The 13,737-nt window shown below is 63.9% G+C and carries 14 protein-coding genes; 8 read left to right on the top strand and 6 right to left on the bottom strand.

The annotated features are described in order from the left end of the window. Window positions 1-9: 9 nt before the first annotated feature. A complete protein-coding gene (iscR, locus tag L0V05_RS13925) occupies window positions 10-468 on the bottom strand; it encodes a Fe-S cluster assembly transcriptional regulator IscR (protein WP_234871456.1) in 459 nt (152 codons plus the stop codon). A 154-nt stretch (window positions 469-622) separates the two neighbouring features. On the opposite strand from iscR, the gene L0V05_RS13920 reads away from it, so the two are divergent. From L0V05_RS13920 to typA, 7 genes are all read left to right on the top strand, one after another. Further along, complete coding sequence (locus L0V05_RS13920; RefSeq protein WP_234871454.1) at window positions 623-1,282, top strand: alpha/beta hydrolase; 660 nt, start codon at window positions 623-625, stop codon at window positions 1,280-1,282. Between the two features lie 10 nt (window positions 1,283-1,292). Next, complete coding sequence (locus tag L0V05_RS13915; protein ID WP_234871452.1) at window positions 1,293-1,556, top strand: hypothetical protein; 264 nt, start codon at window positions 1,293-1,295, stop codon at window positions 1,554-1,556. Continuing rightward, complete coding sequence (locus L0V05_RS13910; protein ID WP_234871450.1) at window positions 1,553-2,149, top strand: HD domain-containing protein; 597 nt, start codon at window positions 1,553-1,555, stop codon at window positions 2,147-2,149. Before L0V05_RS13915 ends, L0V05_RS13910 begins: the two co-directional genes overlap by 4 nt. A 107-nt stretch (window positions 2,150-2,256) precedes the next feature. Beyond that, the gene (locus L0V05_RS13905) at window positions 2,257-3,471 is read left to right on the top strand and encodes an NADP-dependent isocitrate dehydrogenase (RefSeq protein ID WP_234871448.1); all 1,215 of its coding nucleotides are present in this window, start codon (window positions 2,257-2,259) and stop codon (window positions 3,469-3,471) included. A 163-nt stretch (window positions 3,472-3,634) separates the two neighbouring features. Then, window positions 3,635-4,237 (top strand): YitT family protein, encoded by a 603-nt coding sequence (locus L0V05_RS13900; protein WP_234871447.1) that lies wholly within the window; start codon window positions 3,635-3,637, stop codon window positions 4,235-4,237. Then, on the top strand, window positions 4,224-4,838 hold the full coding sequence (locus tag L0V05_RS13895; protein ID WP_234871445.1) for a YitT family protein: 615 nt from the start codon (window positions 4,224-4,226) through the stop codon (window positions 4,836-4,838). The genes L0V05_RS13900 and L0V05_RS13895 overlap by 14 nt, the downstream gene beginning before the upstream one ends. A gap of 100 nt (window positions 4,839-4,938) precedes the next feature. Next, window positions 4,939-6,759 carry a translational GTPase TypA gene (gene typA / locus L0V05_RS13890; RefSeq protein ID WP_234871443.1) on the top strand — a complete coding sequence of 607 codons (1,821 nt, stop codon included), beginning with the start codon at window positions 4,939-4,941 and terminating at the stop codon, window positions 6,757-6,759. A 25-nt stretch (window positions 6,760-6,784) separates the two neighbouring features. Here the strand turns inward: typA and L0V05_RS13885 are convergent, their stop codons facing one another. Next, window positions 6,785-8,311 carry a winged helix-turn-helix domain-containing protein gene (locus L0V05_RS13885; protein WP_234871441.1) on the bottom strand — a complete coding sequence of 509 codons (1,527 nt, stop codon included), beginning with the start codon at window positions 8,309-8,311 and terminating at the stop codon, window positions 6,785-6,787. Window positions 8,312-8,485: 174 nt separating this feature from the next. Between L0V05_RS13885 and L0V05_RS13880 the strand changes: the two genes are divergently transcribed. Next, complete coding sequence (locus L0V05_RS13880; protein ID WP_234871439.1) at window positions 8,486-8,728, top strand: hypothetical protein; 243 nt, start codon at window positions 8,486-8,488, stop codon at window positions 8,726-8,728. Between the two features lie 30 nt (window positions 8,729-8,758). Here L0V05_RS13880 and L0V05_RS13875 read toward each other — a convergent pair whose 3' ends face one another. From L0V05_RS13875 to alaS, 4 genes are all read right to left on the bottom strand, one after another. Continuing rightward, window positions 8,759-9,553 carry a class II glutamine amidotransferase gene (locus tag L0V05_RS13875; RefSeq protein WP_234871437.1) on the bottom strand — a complete coding sequence of 265 codons (795 nt, stop codon included), beginning with the start codon at window positions 9,551-9,553 and terminating at the stop codon, window positions 8,759-8,761. Between the two features lie 245 nt (window positions 9,554-9,798). Beyond that, a complete protein-coding gene (locus tag L0V05_RS13870; RefSeq protein WP_234871435.1) occupies window positions 9,799-10,497 on the bottom strand; it encodes a VPLPA-CTERM sorting domain-containing protein in 699 nt (232 codons plus the stop codon). A 141-nt stretch (window positions 10,498-10,638) separates the two neighbouring features. After that, on the bottom strand, window positions 10,639-10,926 hold the full coding sequence (locus L0V05_RS13865) for a DUF1330 domain-containing protein (RefSeq protein ID WP_234871433.1): 288 nt from the start codon (window positions 10,924-10,926) through the stop codon (window positions 10,639-10,641). A gap of 3 nt (window positions 10,927-10,929) precedes the next feature. Further along, complete coding sequence (gene alaS / locus L0V05_RS13860) at window positions 10,930-13,587, bottom strand: alanine--tRNA ligase (RefSeq protein WP_234871431.1); 2,658 nt, start codon at window positions 13,585-13,587, stop codon at window positions 10,930-10,932. Window positions 13,588-13,737 lie beyond the last annotated feature (150 nt).

The raw sequence follows: 13,737 nt of genomic DNA, 5'->3' as shown, positions 1-13,737 counted from the left end.
CCCCCTTTCTTACTCGTCCACCACCGCGAACAGCGCCGGCACCGCCGGGCAGGGTTTCATGCCGTTGCCGATCACGTCCGCCAGCGTCGTCTGGTGCAGGAACACATAGACATGCGCCGAGAGGCCCTCCCACAGCCGGTTTGTCATCGACTGTGCCCGTGTGCCCGACACCCCACCGGTGGCCCCCGCCCCGGTATGGAGCGCGCTGACCGTCTCATCCACGGCCTCCAGGACCTCGGACACGCGAATGTCTTCGGGGGCGCGGGCGAGCTTGTATCCGCCGCCCGGCCCGCGCGCCGCCTCGACCAGACCGGCGCGGCGCAGCTTGACGAAGAGCTGTTCGAGATAGGGCAGCGAGATGTCCTGACGCTTGGAAATTGCAGCCAGCGACACGAGGTCATCGGGCCGGGCCAGCGCCAGATCGGCCAGCGCCATCATTGCATAACGTCCCTTGGTCGAGAGTTTCATTGTCGCGCCCCGCAACGTGATCAATTGACGGACGGGCCAAGGCTGCTTAACTCACCTGCGACCCGCTCCGGCCCCGCCGGAATCTGGAATGGTTCTAAATAATCCGAGCGAATTTGTCAACAATTCATCGGATCAGAAAGAGACAGGCGACGAAATGCCCGAAGTGATCTTTGCAGGCCCCGAGGGGCGCCTCGAAGGCCGTTACCATCCGCAGAAGGACCGCGACGCACCGATCGCCATCGTGCTGCACCCCCATCCGCAGTTCGGGGGCACGATGAACAACAAGGTTGTCTACAACCTGCATTACGCCTTCTACAACCTTGGCTTCACCGTGCTGCGCTTCAACTTCCGCGGGGTCGGTCGCAGTCAGGGCGAGTATGATCAGGGGATCGGTGAACTGTCGGACGCCGCCTCGGCGCTCGACTACCTGCAGGCGCTGAACCAGAACGCCAAGCATTGCTGGGTCGCCGGTTTCTCCTTTGGTGCCTGGATCGGGATGCAACTCTTGATGCGCCGCCCCGAGATCACCGGATTCGTCTCGGTCAGCCCGCCGGCCAACATGTACGATTTCTCGTTCCTCGCACCCTGCCCGTCCTCGGGCCTTATCATCAACGGCACCGCCGACCGCGTGGCGCCGCCCAAGGATACGACGGCGCTGGTCAACAAGCTGCATGAGCAGAAAGGGATCAAGATCACCCACTCGCAGATCGAGGGGGCGGATCACTTCTTCAAGGACGAGGAAGCGCATATGAAGCCGATGATCCAGACGGTCAGCGACTACGTGAAGCGGCGCCTGACCGAAGGCACCCGCTGAGGACCTGCCCATGGCACTGATCGACGATCTGGCAGACAATCTGGCCCGCGACACGATCGAGGCGATGGAGAAGTTCGGCAACGACCGGCTCTATGTCGATGTAAGCCGCGTGCTGGGCGCCTCCTCCACGACGCTGCAGGAAGCCTTCCTGACCTCGATCCGCCTGCGCCTAGCCGAACGGCGCGGGCGCAAGTTCCTCGAAGCCGCGATCACCGCCGCCGAAACCGGAGCAACGGCGCCCGAGGCGCCCAAAGACCTGAGCATCGGGCATTGACCGCGGGCGACGACCGTCTCGCGGCGCAGTTCGCCTTTCTCAACGAAGCCGACCGGCTGAAAGCGGTCCTGCGCGCAACGACGCTCGGCGACGGATCACGCCCCGAAAACTCGGGCGAGCATTCCTGGCACCTGGCGCTTTACGCCATGGTGCTGGCCGATCAGGCCGGTCCGGGCGTGCAGATCGACCGGGTCATCCGGATGCTGCTTCTTCATGACCTTGTCGAGATCGACGTGGGCGACGTGCCAATCCACTCCGCCAATGGCGAAGCCCACGGCTCGGCAGCCGTGGTTGCGGCCGAGGCTGCCGCGGCCGAGCGGATCTTCGGCCTTCTCCCCGCCGACCAGGCGAGCGAGTTCCGCGCTCTCTGGCAAGAATTCGAGGCGGCCGAAAGCCCCGACGCGGTCTTTGCCAAGTCGCTCGACCGCGTGCAGCCGGTGATGCAGAACCTCGTCTCGGGTGGCGGCACCTGGATCACCTACAATGTGACCGCCGAACAGCTCGAGACGCGCGTTGGGGCCAAGGTCGCGCGCGGGGCACCGCGCTTGTGGGTCTGGGTCCGCGCTCGGACCCGGAGTTTCTTCGGGAACTGAGCCAGCGGTCCGCGACATTTCGGTATGCCATTGCATACCATACTTCCCAAGCCCGTCGAATTCCGCTATGTGACCCCCAGTCGAATCTCAAACCGCAAGGGGCACCCATGTCGAAGATCAAGGTAGCGAACCCCGTCGTCGAACTCGACGGCGACGAGATGACCCGGATCATCTGGGACTTCATCAAGAAGAAACTGATCCTGCCCTATCTCGACATCGACCTGAAATACTACGACCTCGGCATCGAGGCGCGTGACGCGACCAACGACCAGATCACTGTCGATGCGGCGAACGCGATCAAGAAATACGGCGTCGGCGTGAAATGCGCGACCATCACCCCGGACGAGGCACGGGTCGAGGAATTCGGCCTGAAGCAGATGTGGAAAAGCCCGAACGGCACGATCCGCAACATCCTCGGCGGCGTGATCTTCCGCCAGCCGATCATCTGCCGGAACGTACCGCGCCTTGTGCCCGGCTGGACCAAGCCGATCGTCGTCGGCCGCCACGCCTTCGGCGACCAGTACCGCGCCACCGATTTCCGCTTCCCCGGCGCCGGCAAGCTGACGATGAAATTCGTCGGCAACGACGGCACCGTGATCGAGAAGGACGTCTATGACGCGCCCTCGTCCGGCGTCTACATGGGCATGTACAACCTCGACGACTCGGTCACCGATTTCGCCCGCGCCTCGCTGAACTACGGCCTGAACCTCGGCTGGCCGGTGTATCTGTCGACCAAGAACACCATCCTCAAGGCCTATGACGGCCGCTTCAAGGACATCTTCCAGAAGGTCTATGAGGAAGAGTTCGCCGACGCCTTCAAGAAGGCCGGCATCACCTACGAGCACCGCCTGATCGACGACATGGTGGCTTCGGCGCTGAAATGGTCGGGCGGCTATGTCTGGGCCTGCAAGAACTACGACGGCGACGTGCAGTCGGATACTGTCGCGCAGGGCTTCGGCTCGCTCGGCCTGATGACCTCGGTTCTGATGACACCCGATGGCAAGACGGTCGAGGCGGAAGCCGCGCATGGCACTGTCACCCGCCACTACCGCGAGCACCAGAAGGGCAAGGAGACCTCGACCAACTCCGTCGCCTCGATCTACGCTTGGACCGGCGGCCTGAAGCATCGCGCCAAGCTCGACAACAACGATGCGCTGATGCGCTTCGCCACGACGCTGGAAAAGGTGACAGTCGATGCGGTCGAGGATGGCTGGATGACCAAGGACCTCGCCCTGCTGGTCGGTCCGGACCAGAAGTGGCTCTCGACCATGGGCTATCTCGAGAAGGTCGATGAGTACCTGAACAAGGCGCTCAAGGGCTGAAACGGACGAAATTTCTACGAAATTTCTGATTTTTCGTAGAAGAATCGTTGGGATTGGGGCGTCATTCGGCGCCCCTTTTCAATCTGGCACCGCGATCTAGGTCAGCAATGTTGACTTAAAATTGGAGTCACGCTACAAGCGTGTCAATTCCCGGAGACACGCCATGACCGACCCGCGCCACCACACGCTGATGGAAGACATTCAAGGCATCGCCTTCGGCGTCTGCGTCGGAGCGGTGGGCCTGCAGATCATGACCCATATGGGCTTTGTCTCGGGTCAGACCACCGGCGTCGCGGCGCTGGTCAGCTATGCGACCGGCCTGCCCTTTCCGCTGGTCTATTTCACTATCAGCCTGCCGTTCCTTTGGCTCGGCTACGTCCGCATGGGTGCCCGTTTCGCGCTGAAGACGGCGATCTCGGTCGGGCTGCTGACGCTTGCCACCGCGATCCTGCCGCGCTGGATCGAGTTCGGCCATATCGAGCCCGCCTTTGCGGCGATGCTGTTCGGCACGCTCTTTGGCTTCTCTGCCCTGTCGGTCGTCCGCCATGGCGGTAGTTTCGGCGGGCTGTCGATCCTGGGGCTGATGCTGCAGGACAAGACGGGTTTTCCGGCCGGGTACTTCCAGCTGGTGGTCGACGTGGCGATCTTCGCCGTGGCGGCCGTGATGATTGAACCGACCCTGCTCGTCTACAGCTTCATCGGAGCCGCGGTCTTCAACCTGTTCCTTGCCATCAACCACCGCCGCGACCGCTATGTCGCTGCCTGAGCACGATCCAGTCCGCCACGGCCCGCTTGATGATGCCCAAGGGCTGCTGACCGGCACGTTGCTTTGCGCCCTTGCACTTCAGTTCCTGCGCAATGCCGGCTTCATCACCGGACAGACGGCGGGGCTGGCGCTGCTGATCTCCTACACGACCGGCATCGCCTTCGGCTGGGTATTCTTCGTCATCAACCTGCCATTCTACTGGCTGGGCTACCGGCGGATCGGGCTGGGCTTCACGCTGAAAAGCTTCCTGTCGGTCGGCCTCCTGTCAGCCTTCTCCGCCCTTCTCCCGCGCTATCTGTCGCTTGGCGCGGTCGATCCGCTGCTGGCGGGCATCCTGTTCGGCGTCCTGTCCGGTGTGGGTCTGCTGATCCTGTTCCGTCATGGGTCGAGCCTTGGCGGAATCGGCATCCTTGCGGTCATGGTGCAGGACCGCTTCGGCGTTCGCGCCGGATGGCTGCAGATGGGTTTCGACGCGGCGCTGTTCCTCGTGGCCGCGATGATCCTGCCGCTCGACCGGGTGCTCTGGTCGCTGCCGGGGGTGGTTGTGCTGAACCTCATCATCGCCATCAATCACCGCCGCGACCGTTACGTCGCCACCTGATTTTCCACCCCTTCTGCGCCTGCAAAATCTTCTGCTGGCCTTTCTGGCTTGGCTGAGGTATCGCCCGCCCAAACCTTCCGATCTGAAAGAGACCCTCCCGATGGAGCTTCGCAACATCGCCATCATCGCGCATGTCGACCATGGCAAGACCACCCTCGTCGATGAGCTGCTGAAACAGTCCGGTTCCTTCCGCGAGAACCAGTCGGTGACTGAGCGTGCGATGGACAGCAACGACATCGAACGCGAACGCGGGATCACCATCCTGGCGAAGTGTACCAGCGTCGAGCATGGCGATACCCGCATCAACATCGTCGACACGCCCGGCCACGCCGATTTCGGCGGCGAGGTGGAGCGCATCCTGAGCATGGTCGATGGCGTGGTGCTGCTGGTCGATGCCGCCGAAGGCCCGATGCCGCAGACCAAGTTCGTGACATCGAAGGCGCTGGCGCTTGGCCTGCGGCCGATCGTGGTGCTGAACAAGGTCGACAAGCCCGACGCCGAACCCGACCGGGCGCTAAACGAGGTGTTCGACCTGTTCGCCAACCTTGGCGCCACCGACGAACAGCTCGACTTCCCGCATCTCTATGCGAGCGGGCGTTCGGGTTGGGCGGATGAGAGCCTCGACGGCCCCCGCAAGAATCTCGACGCCTTGTTCGACCTGATCGTGCGCCACGTTCCTGCGCCGAAGCAGCTGGCCCATCAGTCGGAACCCTTCCGGATGCTGGCGACCACCCTGTCCGCCGACCCCTTCATCGGCCGCATCCTGACCGGCCGCGTCGAAAGCGGAAAGCTGACCGTCGGCACCACACTCAAGGCGCTGTCGCGCACCGGCGAGCGGATCGAGCAGTTCCGCGTCACCAAGATCCTTGCCTTCCGCGGCCTGAACCAGACCGCCATCGACGAGGCGATCGCCGGTGACATCGTCACGCTAGCCGGCATGACCAAGGCGACCGTGGCCGACACGCTCTGCGCGCTTGAGGTCGACACCGCCCTGCCCGCCCAGCCGATCGACCCGCCGACGATCACCGTGACCTTCGGCATCAATGACTCGCCTCTGGCGGGCCGCGACGGCAACAAGGTCCAGTCGCGTGTCATCCGCGAACGGCTGATGAAAGAGGCCGAGACCAACGTCGCGATCAAGGTCGCCGACACGCCCGGCGGTGAGGCCTTCGAGGTGTCGGGCCGCGGCGAATTGCAGATGGGCGTCCTGATCGAGAACATGCGCCGCGAGGGGTTCGAGCTGTCGATCTCGCGCCCCCGCGTGATCTTCAAGGAAGAGGACGGCAAGCGGCTGGAACCGATCGAGGAAGTCATCATCGACGTGGATGACGAGTATTCGGGCGCGGTCATCGACAAGCTGACCGGCGAGCGCAAGGGCGATCTGGTCGAGATGAAACCGGCCGGCGTCGGCAAGACACGGATCGTCGCCCATGTCCCGTCGCGCGGGCTGATCGGCTATCAGGGCCAGTTCCTGACCGACACGCGCGGCACGGGCGTGCTGAACCGCATCTTCCACGACTGGGCACCGCACAAGGGCCCGATCCAGGGACGCCGTCAGGGCGTGCTGATCTCGATGGAGAACGGCATATCGGTCGCCTATGCGCTGTGGAACCTCGAGGAACGCGGCAAACTGTTCATCGGTGCGCAGGAAGCGGTCTATGAGGGGATGATCATCGGCGAGCATTCCCGCGACAACGACCTCGAAGTGAACCCGCTGAAGGGCAAGAAGCTGACCAACGTCCGCGCCTCGGGCACTGACGAGGCCGTGCGCCTGACCACGCCGGTCCGCATGAGCCTCGAGGAGTCGATCGCCTATATCGACGACGACGAACTGGTCGAGGTCACGCCCAAGATCGTGCGGCTGCGCAAGCGTTGGCTGGACTCCAACGAACGCAAGCGGCAGAGCCGGGCGGCGGGGTAAGGACGAAGGCGCAAGGCCGGCCGGATCAGCTTTCGCGCCTGAGTTCCATCGCCAGGCGGATCGCATCCTCCAAATGGGTGCGATCCGCATCGTTTTCATAACGATAGCCCAGCTTTGCGTTTCCGATATGATCCCAATCCGGATCTTCTCGGGCGATTGTGTCGAGCTGGGCAATGGCCTCCGCGTGCCTTCCCGCCTTGGCCAACATCCCGGCCAGAAAGGTGCGTCGACGGTTCGACAGGTTTGTACTTCCAAGGAACGCATCTGCCGCCTCGGAATATCGACCAAGCATGAACAAGACCTCTCCCCGCATATGGGCGTCATAGCTGACGCGCATGGGACATAGGTCCAACACCTGATCCAGCAGCGCCAGCGCCTCGAGCGGCCGTCCGCGACAGATCGACACGACTACATGGTCCATCAGGCAGTCGACGCTGGAAGGATTGAGTGAAAGGCCGACCGCGACATTTGCCGTGGCCCCAGAGTAATCCCCGCTCAACGCCTTGATGTAGCCCAGCCCTGTATGGGTCCGGCCGTCATAGGGCGCCAGCGCGACACCCCGCTTCGCCCGCTCGGCGGCGCGCAGCATGACGTCGGACGGGGCAAGTGAATAGTCGTTCAAGGCCAGTTCCGCCCAGGCGAGATGAGTCCAGGCCAGGCCAAACTCCGGGTCAGCAGCGACTGCGGCCTCATAGTGGGCGAGCGAATGCCGGGCGAGTTCCGGGTCATCGCTGCTCCAAAGCGCCTGACCGCGGGCGAAGTGGTCGTAGGCGGTCAGACTTTCCGTTGTGCGTGTCAGCGCGCGGGCATGTCCCTCGGTCTCGATCCCCGAGACCAAGTGAGCCAGCACACGTGGCACGATCCCGGACTGGGCATCGAGGATCGCATCGCCCTGACAGTCGAACGTCTCGCTCCACACGAGCGCCTCGGATTCGGATCGGATCAGCGTAAGGCGCAGCTGGAAACCATCCTGACCGGCCAATGCCGCACCGTCGATCAGATAGTCGGCCCCGAGCCGTGCGGCGATTTCGGCGGGGTCGTCAAATTCCTTGGCAGCCCGCCGCGCCGAGGCAGATGAAATCACGCGCAAGGTGCGATAGCGGGCGAGGCCTGCCGCGATTTCCTCGCCCAGCATCTCAAGTCGGGGCAGAAGGTCGTCGCGCTCCGGGCGCAGGCGGAACGGCAGCACGGCGAGGCGCGGCAAAGGCGTCCCGCCTCCCGGCCTAGCGGCCGGCGGGGAGACGGTTGTGTCCAGCAGGTAGCCCCGCCCCCGGATGGTCTGAAGACGCCGACCGGTTTCGTCCTTCAACGCAGTCCTCACATCGCGGATGGCCTGGGTCAGCGAATCCTCGGTAACGAAAACATCCGGCCAAACGGCGTCCAGGAGATCGGATTTCGTCACGACCTGCCCCCCGCGTGAGGCAAGATGGCAGAGCAGAAGGAAGGATTTCGGGCGAAGCGCGACAATGGAGCCGTTCCGGGTAAGCGTCCCCGCCACCAGGTCAAGCATGGCATCGTCCAGCTGGATGGAGTTCGTTGCCCTGCTTTCCACGGCATCGCCTCATTGTTTCCCAAAGGGTGACAGGGGCTGGAACTCTGTCAAGCTTTCAGCAATGGGCGTTGGAATTTCACCGAAGTTTCAGCCGGCTTTCGGGATCGGGATCCAGTGTCGTGAGAGGCTGGTTCCATACCGCAAGATGCGGATCACCCCGAAAGGAGACGGACCATGATCTCGAACACCGCCGCCCCACTCTCGATCGCCGCCCGCACCCAAGGAAGTGTCGCCACCGCACTTGTCCGGCTTGCCGACGCCATCCGCCGGGGCCGCAAGGAGCGGGAGCTTGCCCGGGCACTGGACCATTTCTCGCGGCTATCCCCGCATCTCCTGCGCGATATGGGTGTGACCTGCGACCCGAGCGCGCCGCTGGAAGAAATGATCCGCCAATCCCATGCCTGTCACGGCCGCTAAGCCGGCCAGCAGGTTCTTTCCCCGGCGCGCTCAGGCTGCGATACTGAGAGGCGCCGGCAGGAACGCGCGGACCTGAACCTCGGGCCCATCGAATACGCAAAACGACCCCTGCGGCACGGTTTCCCAGCCCGTCTCGCCGTCTTCCAGCGGTTCGGACACCACCGCCCGCCCCCGGCGCGTTTCGGACCAGCGGTGATAGAGCGTGGGTGCTTGATCGTCCGTCGCATAGCGGATCGCGTACAGGCGCTGCCCGTCCGACAGGGCGGCGGTCAGGCGCATCGGGGTGCCCTCGCCTTTCGCGCGGCTCAGGGCCTCGAGCCGGGCCACGGCGCGTTCCATTGCGCCCTGTGGATCGTCATCCAGCCCTTCGGCCACGGCGATCAGGAACAGCGCCTCGCTGTCGGTCGCGCCCTTGCGGTGTGGATAGAGCGCGTCCGGGATCAGCATGTCGGCGTCGCGGCGGATCACGTCCCAGCCCCCGACCTGGCCGTTATGCATGAAGCTCCAGCGGCCATGGGTGAAGGGATGGCAGTTATTGCGGCTGGTGGCGGTGCCGGTCGAAGCGCGGACATGGGCCAGGAACAGGCCCGAGCGCACCTGCGAGGTGATCGAGCGCAGGTTCGGGTCCGACCAGGCCGGCATCACGTCGCGGTACAGCCCCGGCTCGGGGCGTTCGCCGTACCAGGCGATGCCGAAACCGTCGGCATTGATCGCAGTCTTGCACTCGGTGGCGCAATGGCTCTGGTGGATCAGCGAATGGCGGGGGCGGCTGACGATCTCCTCCAGGAAGATCGGCGCGCCACTATAGGCGGCCCAACGACACATCAGCGTGCCCTCGGCGTCTGGTGGGGAATCATGCTCTGCCTCGGTCTTCTTTTTTGCGACAATAACATGACTTTGAGGGTTTGCGCGACAGGATCCCACCGCTCACGCCACTGTGTCGGGCGGGTTGCGGTTCTGCCGCAAGGATGGGCGGTTTCCCAGCCATGACGCCGCGGCTGAAGGCACCCCTGACAAGAGAAGACCCGCCGGATCGGTCCGGCGGGTCGGAGGTTCCTCCGAAAGGCCAATCAGGCGGCGCGCCGGCGCATCACCCGCAGCGCACCCAGTCCGCCGAAACCAGCCACCAGCATCAGCGCCGATGCGGGCAGCGGCACAGCGGCCGGCTCGTATTCGGATACGCTGAGCTTGGACAGCGCAAGGCTGCCGTAGACATAGGACGAGGCCGACCAGTCGCTGTAGTCGTAGACGTATTTCTCGAAGTAGCTGTAGCCGTAAGCGGCTTCAGTCAGGGTCGCGAGGTCTTCGAGATTGCCCGAGGACCCCTGGGAAAAGCCGCCATAGCTATAGATGTAGTCATAGGCGTAATGTGTGTCATCGTAGCTGTAGTCATAGGCATAGTCATAGCGGTAGGAGTAGCTTGACTGGTCGGAATAGGCGTAGCTGCTGCCATAGCTGTCCGCGCCGAATTCGGTGCTGTGGCCGTTGATCTTCAGCGTCGCCGACAGGACCGGCGACTCCTTGCCATACCACTCGCCACCATAGACCTGGTCATAGCCGCCACTCGTCCAGCGGTAGCCCTTCGACGTGTCGTAGACGTAGGTCAGGACATAATCGAGGCCTGAAAGATCTGCACCGGCCGTGCCGAAGACCCCGGTCATGTCGTAACCGTAGTTCACTTTGCCGGAGTAAACGGCCTTCATGGTGGCGGCCGAAGCGGGAATTGCGAACAGCGCCAAGGCGGTCGTGGTGCAGAGTATCTTGAACATCGTGGTCTCCAGAATTTTCAATCTGGAGACGATTCACCAACTTCTCGAGACGCGCGTTTGGCGGGTCTCGGACCTAGACCTGATCATTTCGCGGCAATTCCTTGGACTGTTGACCAAGCGTCACGAATAGGCGGTTTTGGGTCAGACTTCTTCCACCACGACCAGATCCCGCACCGCAGCGCCCTTCGCATGTTCGAGCGCGGCCTGATACTCGGGAGAATTGTAGCAGCCGACAGCAGCCTCGACACTGGGGAACCTGGCCACCACATTGCGAGCGCGATCCTTGCCCTCCAGTTGTACGTAGCGGCCGCCGCGGGCGAGGAATACACCGCCATGGGCGGTGATCGCCTCGGTCGCGCCCTTGGCGTAGCGGCCATAGGCTTCGGGGTCGGTCACTTCGACATGGGCGATCCAGAAGGCTCCGGGCATTTCTCAGGCTCCGATCAGGGCTTCGACCGCGGCGATGGCCGCTGGCGCGTTTTCAGCCGAGGCGCCGCCGGCCTGGGCGAGATCGGGCCGGCCGCCACCACCCTTGCCGCCCAGCTTCTCGGCCGCCGCCCGGGCGAGGTCGACCGCCGAGAGCCTGCCCGTAAGGTCGCCGGTCACGCCCGCCGCCACGGCCGCCTTGCCGCCCGCATCGGCGATCAGAAGCACGGCACCCGAACCGATCTTGTCCTTGAGCGCGTCGATCAGGCCCGGCAGGTCCTTGCCCGAAACACCGGACAACACCTGTGCCACGAATTTCACGCCGCCAATGTCTTTCGCCTCCGGCCCGGCCGATCCGCCGCCGCCCATGGCAAGCTCGCGGCGGAGCTGTGCAACCTCGTTCTGCAGGCTGCGACGTTCATCCACCAGCGCCTTGACCCGGTCCACAACGTCCGCGGCAGGCGCCTTCAGCGCCCCTGCAATGTCGAGCAGTCGTGCCTCCTGCGCGCGCAGATGGTCGAGCGCCGCCTGCCCGGTCAGCGCCTCGATCCGACGCACGCCGGCGGAAGACGCACTGTCGCCCAAAAGCAGGAAGGCCCCGATATCGCCGGTGCGAGCAACATGGGTACCGCCGCAGAGTTCCAGCGAATAGGCATCACCCTTGAAGCCCTTGCCGGAATTCTCGGTCCGGCCCATCGAGACCACGCGCACTTCGTCGCCGTATTTTTCACCGAACAGCGCCTGCGCGCCGATGGCGCGGGCCTCGTCGGGTGACATGATCCGGGTTTCGACCGCGGTGTTCTGGCGGATGAAGTCGTTGACCTCGCCCTCGACCCGGGCCAGTTCCGCCTCGGTCAGCGCCTTGGCATGGCTGAAGTCGAAACGAAGCCGGTCAGGCGCATTGAGCGAGCCACGTTGCGCGACATGGCTGCCAAGTGCCTCGCGCAGGGCCTCGTGCAGCAGGTGCGTGGCCGAGTGATTGGCGCGGATCTGGGCGCGGCGGGCATGGTCGACCTCAAGACGGGCCGCCTGCCCCTTTGCAAGCGAGCCTTCCTCGACCACCGCCTGATGGAAGTAGATGCCGGCCGACTTTTTCGTGTCCGTAACCCGCGCCTTGCCGGTCTCGGTCACGATCAGGCCGGCATCGCCGACCTGACCACCGGATTCAGCATAGAACGGGGTCTGGTTGACGACGATCTGCACCTGTGTGCCGATCTCGGCCTTGTCGATGGCCTTGCCACCCAGGACGAGCGCCAGCACCTGACCTTCGGCCACCTCGGTGTCATAGCCGAGGAACTCGGTCGAACCGTGCGCATGAGCGAGGTCGAACCAGATCGCGGCATCCTTGGTCTCGCCGGTGCCGGCCCAGCTGGCACGCGCCTTGGCCTTCTGCTCGGCCATCGCGGCCTCGAAGCCCGTCTCGTCGACCGAGCGGTTCTTTTCGCGCAGCGCGTCCTGCGTCAGGTCAAGCGGAAAGCCGTAGGTGTCATAGAGGCGGAAAGCCGCGTCACCCGGCAGGGCCGCGCCCTCGGGCAGCTTCGCCAGTTCGTCATCGAGCAAGCGCAGGCCACGTTCGAGCGTTTGCTTGAAGCGGGTTTCCTCAAGCTTCAGCGTTTCTTCGATCAACGCCCGGGCCTGACCCAGTTCCTTGTACTGGGCGCCCATCTCGGCGACGAGCGTGCCGACCAGCTTGTACATCACCGGATCCTTCGCCCCGGCCTGATGGGCGTGGCGCATGGCTCGGCGCATGATGCGGCGCAGCACATAGCCGCGTCCTTCGTTCGAGGGCATCACCCCGTCGGCGATCAGGAACGAGGTCGAGCGCAGGTGGTCGGCGATCACGCGGTGGTGGAACTTCTGCTCACCATCAGGGTCGGTGCCGGTCGCATGGGCACTTGCTTCGACCAGCTTGCGCAGCGTGTCGGTGGAGAAAACGTCATGGGCGCCCATCAGCACCGCGCCGAAGCGTTCCAGTCCCATACCGGTGTCGATCGAGGGGTTCGGCAACGGCTTTCGGCTGCCATCCTCGAACTGCTCGAACTGCATGAAGACGTTGTTCCAGATCTCGACGAACCGGTCGCCATCCTGCTCCGGGCTGCCGGGCGGGCCGCCCCAGACCTCGGGGCCATGGTCGTAGAAGATCTCGGTGCAGGGGCCGCAGGGGCCGGTCGGACCCATCATCCAGAAGTTGTCGTTCGTCGGAATGCGGATGATGCGTTCGTCCGGCAGTCCCGCGACCTTCTTCCACAGGTCAAACGCCTGATCGTCGTCGTGATAGACGGTGACCGTCAGCTTGTCCTTCGGGATGCCGAAATCCCTGGTCAGGAGTTCCCAGGCAAAGGGGATCGCCTTGTCCTTGAAGTAGTCTCCGAACGAGAAGTTGCCGAGCATCTCGAAGAAGGTCAGGTGGCGCGCGGTATAGCCCACATTGTCGAGGTCATTGTGCTTGCCCCCCGCGCGCACGCATTTCTGTGCGGTCGTGGCGCGCTTGTAGTCGCGGGTCTCGGTGCCGGTGAACAGGTTCTTGAACTGCACCATGCCGGAGTTGGTGAACATCAGCGTCGGGTCGTTCCGCGGCACCAGCGGGCTCGAGTCGACAACGCGGTGGCCGTTCTTGGCGAAATAGTCGAGGAAGGTGGAACGGATCTCGTTCAGGGAGGTCATGGCGCGGTCTTGTCCCCTCGGTCGGCAGAGCCGGTGAATTGATCGGCGTTCCGTTTAGCCCCCCGCCGCCCCCCTGTCCACCTTCCCTCGGCCGATCAACGAAAATTGGCTGAATGAGGAATGCGGGACCAAATCCCTTCGAAGGGATTT

Source organism: Alitabrizicola rongguiensis (assembly GCF_021491355.1).
Taxonomy (GTDB): Bacteria; Pseudomonadota; Alphaproteobacteria; order Rhodobacterales; family Rhodobacteraceae; genus Aliitabrizicola; species Aliitabrizicola rongguiensis.
The sequence above is the reverse complement of the archived record's forward strand: the minus strand, read 5'-3'. Positions and strand labels throughout refer to the sequence as shown.

Coding starts and splice junctions, on each gene's coding strand:
- typA (WP_234871443.1), top strand. CDS start 4,939: ATGGAGCTTCGCAACATCGCCATCATCGCGCATGTCGACCATGGCAAG.
- L0V05_RS13900 (WP_234871447.1), top strand. CDS start 3,635: ATGACCGACCCGCGCCACCACACGCTGATGGAAGACATTCAAGGCATC.
- L0V05_RS13905 (WP_234871448.1), top strand. CDS start 2,257: ATGTCGAAGATCAAGGTAGCGAACCCCGTCGTCGAACTCGACGGCGAC.
- L0V05_RS13895 (WP_234871445.1), top strand. CDS start 4,224: ATGTCGCTGCCTGAGCACGATCCAGTCCGCCACGGCCCGCTTGATGAT.
- iscR (WP_234871456.1), bottom strand. CDS start 468: ATGAAACTCTCGACCAAGGGACGTTATGCAATGATGGCGCTGGCCGAT.
- L0V05_RS13920 (WP_234871454.1), top strand. CDS start 623: ATGCCCGAAGTGATCTTTGCAGGCCCCGAGGGGCGCCTCGAAGGCCGT.
- L0V05_RS13875 (WP_234871437.1), bottom strand. CDS start 9,553: ATGTGTCGTTGGGCCGCCTATAGTGGCGCGCCGATCTTCCTGGAGGAG.
- L0V05_RS13865 (WP_234871433.1), bottom strand. CDS start 10,926: ATGCCCGGAGCCTTCTGGATCGCCCATGTCGAAGTGACCGACCCCGAA.
- L0V05_RS13880 (WP_234871439.1), top strand. CDS start 8,486: ATGATCTCGAACACCGCCGCCCCACTCTCGATCGCCGCCCGCACCCAA.
- alaS (WP_234871431.1), bottom strand. CDS start 13,587: ATGACCTCCCTGAACGAGATCCGTTCCACCTTCCTCGACTATTTCGCC.
- L0V05_RS13915 (WP_234871452.1), top strand. CDS start 1,293: ATGGCACTGATCGACGATCTGGCAGACAATCTGGCCCGCGACACGATC.
- L0V05_RS13870 (WP_234871435.1), bottom strand. CDS start 10,497: ATGTTCAAGATACTCTGCACCACGACCGCCTTGGCGCTGTTCGCAATT.